This window comes from Mycobacterium sp., assembly GCF_035499775.1.
Lineage (GTDB): Bacteria > Actinomycetota > Actinomycetes > Mycobacteriales > Mycobacteriaceae > Mycobacterium.
This window is the reverse complement of the sequence record NZ_DATJYB010000252.1, coordinates 1-2,876: the sequence shown is the minus strand read 5'-3', so window position 1 is coordinate 2,876 and position 2,876 is coordinate 1. Positions and strand designations below refer to the sequence as shown.

Sequence of the window (2,876 nt, the reverse complement as noted above, 5' to 3'; positions counted from 1 at the left end):
CGCGTGGCTCCGCCATTGAGGGCGGGCCTCCTTCGATGCTGCTGGTGTCTGACGCCAACAGCTCCGGTCGAAGGAGGCCCGCTTTCCTATGCTCACACGAGAGGAAGACGTGGAGATTCACGCATTGCACAAACGGGGGTGGTCGATCTCGGCGATCGCCCGTCACACCGGCAGGAACCGCCGGACGATCCGCAATTACATCAACGAAGTGACCACGCCCGGCGTACGCAGGGCCGGTGAGGATTCGTTCGCGCCGTTCGTCGACTATGTGAGTGCGCGCCTGGGCGAGGATCCGCATTTGTGGGCCCGCACGCTGTGCGATGAGCTCGAAGAGCTCGGGTTCACGTTGTCGTATCCGAGCTTGACCCGCAACATCCGCGCGCGTGGGCTGCGCCCAGACTGCGCGTCCTGCCGGAGCGCGACGGACCGACCGAATGCGATCATCGAGCATCCCCCAGGAGACGAAACCCAGTGGGACTGGCTGGATTTGCCGGATCCACCCGCGTCGTGGGGGTGGGGCCGCACCGCGCGTCTGCTGGTCGGGTCGCTGTCGCATTCGAGCAAGTGGCGCGGGTCGCTGGAGCCGTCGACCGATCAGCCGCACCTGGTGCAGGGCTTGGACCGGGTCACCCGAGCCTTGGGCGGGGTGACCAAGACGTGGCGGTTCGACCGGATGGCCACCGTGTGTGATCCGGGCTCGGGGCGGATCACCGCGTCCTTCGCCGGGGTGGCCAAGCACTACTCGGTGTCGGTGAGCGTATGTCCGCCTCGGCGCGGCAACCGCAAGGGCGTGGTGGAAAAGAACAATCACACTGCCGCGCAACGCTGGTGGCGCACCTTGGCCGACGATGTCACGCCCGAGCAGGCCCAAGCCGACCTCGACCGGTTTTGCCGCATACGTGCTGATACCCGGATGCGGGCCACCCCTGACGGCAAATCCACCGTCGCCGCGCTCGCGGCAACCGAACCGCTGGGACACGTTGCGGCGCAACCGTATCCGCTGATCGTGGCCGAACAGCGGATCGCCTCGCGCCAAGCGCTGGTGGGCTACCGCGGCAACCGCTACTCGGTGCCGCCCGAGCTGGCCATGGCCACGGTCACGGTCACCCACCCGGTCGGTGGCCAGTTCATCGACATCGCCACCACCGCCGGGATCGTCGTGGCCCGCCACAAACGGCTCGGCGATGGCCTCGGCGCCACTGTCCGTGACGCCGGGCACGTGATCGCGCTGGACGCTGCGGCCATGGCCGCGGCCAATACTGGCCGTCCGCACCGGCGCAAACAACGCATCCCACCCGGGCCCGCCGCCCGCGCGGCGGCTGCCGAACTCCGTGAACGCATTGCTGCGGAGGGCGGCTCTGTCATCGAATCAGCAACCACCACACCCGATTCCACCGTCATCGACCTGTCCGTTTACGAGCGGGCCGCCCAGCTGAGGAGCACCCTGGAATGACCACCACCGACAACACCAACACATCTTTGACCCTGCCGGCTACCGCCGAGGCAGCCAGCCGCTATCAGCGCCTACGCGGGCATTTGGCCGCGCTGAAACTGCACGCCGCCGCCGAAGCGCTGCCCACCGTGATGGACCAGGCCGCCAGCGAGCAGCTGTCGCTGACCGCGGCGTTGGAGCGGCTGTTGGCCATCGAGGTCGACGCCAACCAGGCTCGCCGGCTGGCCGGGCGGCTGCGCTTCGCCAGCCTGCCCACCCCGGCCACGCTGGAAGGCTTCGACGTCGACGCCGCCGCCGGGGTGGACCGCAAGCTCATCGACGAGCTCGCCACCTGCCGCTACCTGGAGTCGGCCACCAACATTTTGCTGGTCGGCCCGCCCGGGACAGGCAAAACCCACTTGGCGGTGGGGTTGGCGCGGGCCGCCGCCCACGCCGGCTACCGGACCTACTTCACCACCGCCGCCGATTTGGCCGCCCGCTGCCACCGGGCCGCGATCGAGGGCCGCTGGGCCACCACCATGCGCTTCTACAACGGCCCCAGCTTGCTGGCCATCGACGAACTCGGCTATCTGCCGCTGCCCAACGAGGCCGCGTCCGCGTTGTTTCAGGTTGTCTCGCAACGATATTTGAAATCCTCGATCGTGTTGACGACCAATAGGTCGGTAGGGTCGTGGGGCGAAATCCTGGGCGACACCACCGTCGCGGCCGCCTTGCTGGATCGACTACTGCACCGCTGCGTGGTGCTCACCCTTGACGGCGAGTCCTACCGGCTGCGTGACCACCACGCCGCCGCCGACAGCCTCCGCCGGGCAACCACCGGGAACCCCCGATGAACCACGCAACCTCAACAACCCCACCCAACGCGATCGAGGACGCCAACACCGTGAATATCCAACCCACCCAACAAGTTCCAGCCAACAGCCCGCAATCCGATCAGCAGCCGCTGTGTCTATGCCATGACAGACTCGACTGCCCCACACAGGCCACCGTCAAGATCAACGCCAACCAGCTCGCCGACCTCAGCGAGCTACTCCACCTGATCGACGGGTTCCTACGTCACGCCGGCATCGCCGACCACTTGGCCGACTACCTGCACGCCACCGGACGCGACCACCCCCAACCCCGCGACTGGGCCGGCTACCACGCCAACCTGCTCATCGACCAGATCAGTTTCACCGCCCACGGCCTGCGCGCCCACCGCCAACAACCGCTACAGTGAACACCCGTCACCGGTGAGCAGTTTCACCGAGCAAGACTGAGCACTTTCGATGAGCGTCATCATGCTCGCGCCAGGCCGTCCAGAAGGTCTTGAGCAAGTGGTGGCAGCGACTCGCTAAAGAACGCTTTAGCCACGTCAATCCCGAAGAGGTCCGCGCGGCCCCGAGCCACTCAGATGTGCGGCAGATCAGCCAGAACCACCGCC

General features: G+C 67.1%; 3 protein-coding genes. All 3 read left to right on the top strand.

Annotated elements, in window-relative coordinates:
* Nucleotides 1–88: 88 nt before the first annotated feature.
* From VML93_RS16655 to VML93_RS16645, 3 genes are read left to right on the top strand one after another with little or no spacing between them, the layout of a single operon-like run.
* Nucleotides 89–1,453, top strand: a complete 1,365-nt coding sequence (locus VML93_RS16655; protein ID WP_325612290.1) for a Mu transposase domain-containing protein — start codon at nt 89–91, stop codon at nt 1,451–1,453.
* On the top strand, nt 1,450–2,286 hold the full coding sequence (gene istB, locus VML93_RS16650) for an IS21-like element helper ATPase IstB (protein WP_325612289.1): 837 nt from the start codon (nt 1,450–1,452) through the stop codon (nt 2,284–2,286). The genes VML93_RS16655 and istB overlap by 4 nt, the downstream gene beginning before the upstream one ends.
* Nucleotides 2,283–2,672, top strand: coding sequence for a hypothetical protein (locus tag VML93_RS16645; RefSeq protein ID WP_325612288.1), 390 nt, complete (start codon nt 2,283–2,285; stop codon nt 2,670–2,672). Before istB ends, VML93_RS16645 begins: the two co-directional genes overlap by 4 nt.
* Nucleotides 2,673–2,876: the final 204 nt, after the last annotated feature.